At 71.4% G+C, this 3,052-nt stretch carries 3 protein-coding genes; all 3 read left to right on the top strand.

What is annotated here, in order from left to right; all coding sequences use genetic code 11:
- On the top strand, window positions 1-2,426 hold a 2,426-nt coding region (locus tag KBX53_RS27660), incomplete at its 5' end, for an ATP-dependent Clp protease ATP-binding subunit (RefSeq protein ID WP_210862459.1).
- Window positions 2,423-2,638 carry a hypothetical protein gene (locus tag KBX53_RS27665; RefSeq protein WP_030332755.1) on the top strand — a complete coding sequence of 72 codons (216 nt, stop codon included), beginning with the start codon at window positions 2,423-2,425 and terminating at the stop codon, window positions 2,636-2,638. The genes KBX53_RS27660 and KBX53_RS27665, both read left to right, overlap by 4 nt.
- A complete protein-coding gene (locus KBX53_RS27670) occupies window positions 2,638-2,988 on the top strand; it encodes a DUF3140 domain-containing protein (RefSeq protein ID WP_030332757.1) in 351 nt (116 codons plus the stop codon). The genes KBX53_RS27665 and KBX53_RS27670 overlap by 1 nt, the downstream gene beginning before the upstream one ends.
- Window positions 2,989-3,052 lie beyond the last annotated feature (64 nt).

The following is a 3,052-nucleotide window of genomic DNA, read 5'->3' on the forward strand; positions in this document are numbered from 1 at the left end:
AGATGCTGGCCGACGCCGCCCGACGGGCCGCGCAACGGCACAGCAGCGACCTGGACACCGACCACCTGCTCTGGGCGGCGCTGCAACGCGAACCGCTGCGCGACCTGGTACGCCGGGCCGGGGCCGACCCGGACACCCTGCTCAACGCCCTCGGCGGAAAGGGTGACGGCGCGCCGCGCGGGGAGGTGCCGCCCAACCTGTCGTTGACCCCAGCCGCCAAGCGGGCGCTGCTCGACGCCCACCAGCTGTCCCGGGCGATGGGCGCCAACTACATCGGCCCGGAGCACATCCTGATGGCGCTGCCGCTCAACCCGGAGTCACCCGCCGGGCGGATGCTGGCCGCCGGCCGGATCCAACCCGAGTCGTTGCAGGCCGCCAACGCCGAGCGCGGGCCGATGGCCGGGCCGAAGCCGGACCGCGGCACCCCCACCCTGGACCAGTACGGGCAGGACCTCACCGACCTGGCCCGCAACGACCAGATCGACCCGGTGATCGGGCGCGCCGACGAGATCGAGCAGGCGGTGGAGATCCTGTCCCGGCGTACCAAGAACAACCCGGTGCTGATCGGCGAGGCCGGCGTCGGCAAGACCGCCATCGTCGAGGGGCTGGCCGAACGGATCTGCGACGGCGACGTACCGCAGACCCTGCTCGGCAAGCGGGTCGTCCAACTCGACCTGGCCGGCCTGGTCGCCGGCACCCGCTACCGGGGCGACTTCGAGGAGCGGCTGAAGAAGGTGATCGACGAGATCCGGGCGCACCGGGACGAGCTGATCATCTTCATGGACGAGATCCACACCCTGGTCGGTGCCGGCGGCGCCGGCAGCGAGGGCGGGATGGACGCGTCCAACATGCTCAAACCCGCCCTCGCCCGCGGTGAGTTGCGGGTGATCGGCGCGACGACGCTGGACGAGTACCGCAAGAGCATCGAGAAGGACGCCGCCCTGGCCCGACGCTTCCAGCCGGTGCTGGTGCCCGAGCCCAGCGTCGACGACACCATCGCCATCCTGCGGGGGCTGCGCGACCGGTACGAGGCCCACCACCAGGTGCGCTTCACCGACGAGGCGCTGGTCGCCGCCGCCGAGCTGTCCGACCGCTACGTCACCGACCGGTTCCTGCCGGACAAGGCGATCGACCTGATCGACCAGGCCGGCGCCCGGGTGCGGTTGCGCACCCGTACCCCCGCGTCCGACGTGCGGGAGCTGGAACAGGAGCTCGACGAGGTACGCCGGGACAAGGAACAGGCGGTCACCGACGAGCAGTACGAGCGGGCCTCCGCGCTGCGTGACCGGATCGCCGAGCTGGAACAGCAGATCCGCCAGGCCAACGGCGAGGACGGGATGTCCTCCTCGCAGGTGCCCGAGGTGGGCCCGCAGGAGATCGCCGAGGTGGTCTCCCGGGCCACCGGCATCCCGGTCAGCCAGCTCACCGAGGAGGAACGCGACCGGCTGCTGCGCCTGGAGGGTCACCTGCACCAGAAGGTCGTCGGTCAGGACGACGCGGTCACCGCGGTCGCCGAGGCCGTCCGCCGCTCCCGGGCCGGGCTGGCCGACCCGGAGCGGCCGATGGGCAGTTTCCTGTTCCTCGGCCCGACCGGTGTCGGCAAGACCGAGTTGGCGCGGGCGCTGGCCGAGGCGTTGTTCGGCGAGGCGGACCGGATGGTCCGGGTGGACATGAGCGAGTTCCAGGAACGGCACACGGTCAGTCGGCTGGTCGGCGCGCCGCCCGGATACGTCGGCTACGAGGAGGCCGGCCAGCTCACCGAGGCGGTGCGTCGCCGCCCGTACGCGGTGGTGCTGCTCGACGAGATCGAGAAGGCCCACCCGGACGTGTTCAACATCCTGCTCCAGGTGCTCGACGACGGGCGGCTCACCGACAGCCAGGGTCGCACCGTGAACTTCAAGAACACCGTACTGATCATGACGAGCAACCTCGGCTCCGAGCTGATCACCGGCGCCCAACGCTCGGTCGGCTTCGGCACCGGGGACGTGGGCAGCGAGCAGGAGAGCAACGAGCTGCGGGAGCGGCTCATGCGCCGGCTGCAGGAGAACTTCCGCCCGGAGTTCCTCAACCGCATCGACGAGGTCATCATCTTCCGCCGGCTGGAGGCCGAGCAGCTGCGCGACATCACCGCGCTGCTGCTGGAGGAGACCCGCCGCCGCATGCACGCCCAGGACCTCCAGGTGGAGTTCACCACCGCCGGCATCGACTGGCTCGCCGAGCACGGCTACCAGCCGGAGTTCGGCGCCCGCCCGCTGCGCCGGGTGATCCAGCGGGAGGTGGACAACCACCTGTCCCGGATGCTGCTGGAGTCGGCGATCTCGCCCGGACAGAAGGTCACCGTGGACGTCCGCGACGGCGCGCTCACCTTCGACGTGACAGCGGGCGAGCGGGGGTACACCGCCGCCACGACCACCCACCCGCGATGAGCGGGCCGGCGCGAAGGGACGACCACGAGGACCCGCACGAGCCCGCGGAGGCCGCGAAACCCCGGGACGAGGACGACGAGCATCCCGACCCGATCCTGGCGCCGCCCACCGCCAATCCCCGCCGGACACGGGTGCCCGCGGAGGGCCTGCATCCGAAGACCGACCAGGACGACCCGGAGACGTCCGGGCCGCCACCCGAAGAGGAGACCTGATGGTACGCGAAGCGCGGCTCGACCCCGAGGTGGAAGTGCTCTGGGAGGACTTCCACGCCGAGGTCAACGTCCCGTCGGAGCAGCTGCGGACCTGGCTGCTGACCCGGGGTTCGGGGGAGGACTCGTTCGGCCCGAACCCGAACCTCGACCTGCCCCAACCGGGCCGGGAGATCCTCAAGGTGCTCAACAAGCGCAAGGTGGACCTCACCCCGGAGGACATCGAGGTGATGCGGGAGGCGGTCGAGCGCATCCGCGAGCTGATGGACGCCAAGCCCTCGCGCGGCAACGCCGACGACACCTGGCGGCACTCCCTGCTCGACCTGGGGCACGACCCGCTCGTCGAACGCTGAACGAAGCTCACCCACGACGGTGCCGTCCCCGGCTCGGGACGGCACCGTCGCGGTGGTGCTACTG

It is taken from the genome of Micromonospora sp. M51 (assembly GCF_018070305.1).
In the GTDB taxonomy this organism is placed as follows: Bacteria; Actinomycetota; Actinomycetes; order Mycobacteriales; family Micromonosporaceae; genus Micromonospora; species Micromonospora parva.

Coding starts and splice junctions, on each gene's coding strand:
- KBX53_RS27670 (WP_030332757.1), top strand. CDS start 2,638: ATGGTACGCGAAGCGCGGCTCGACCCCGAGGTGGAAGTGCTCTGGGAG.
- KBX53_RS27665 (WP_030332755.1), top strand. CDS start 2,423: ATGAGCGGGCCGGCGCGAAGGGACGACCACGAGGACCCGCACGAGCCC.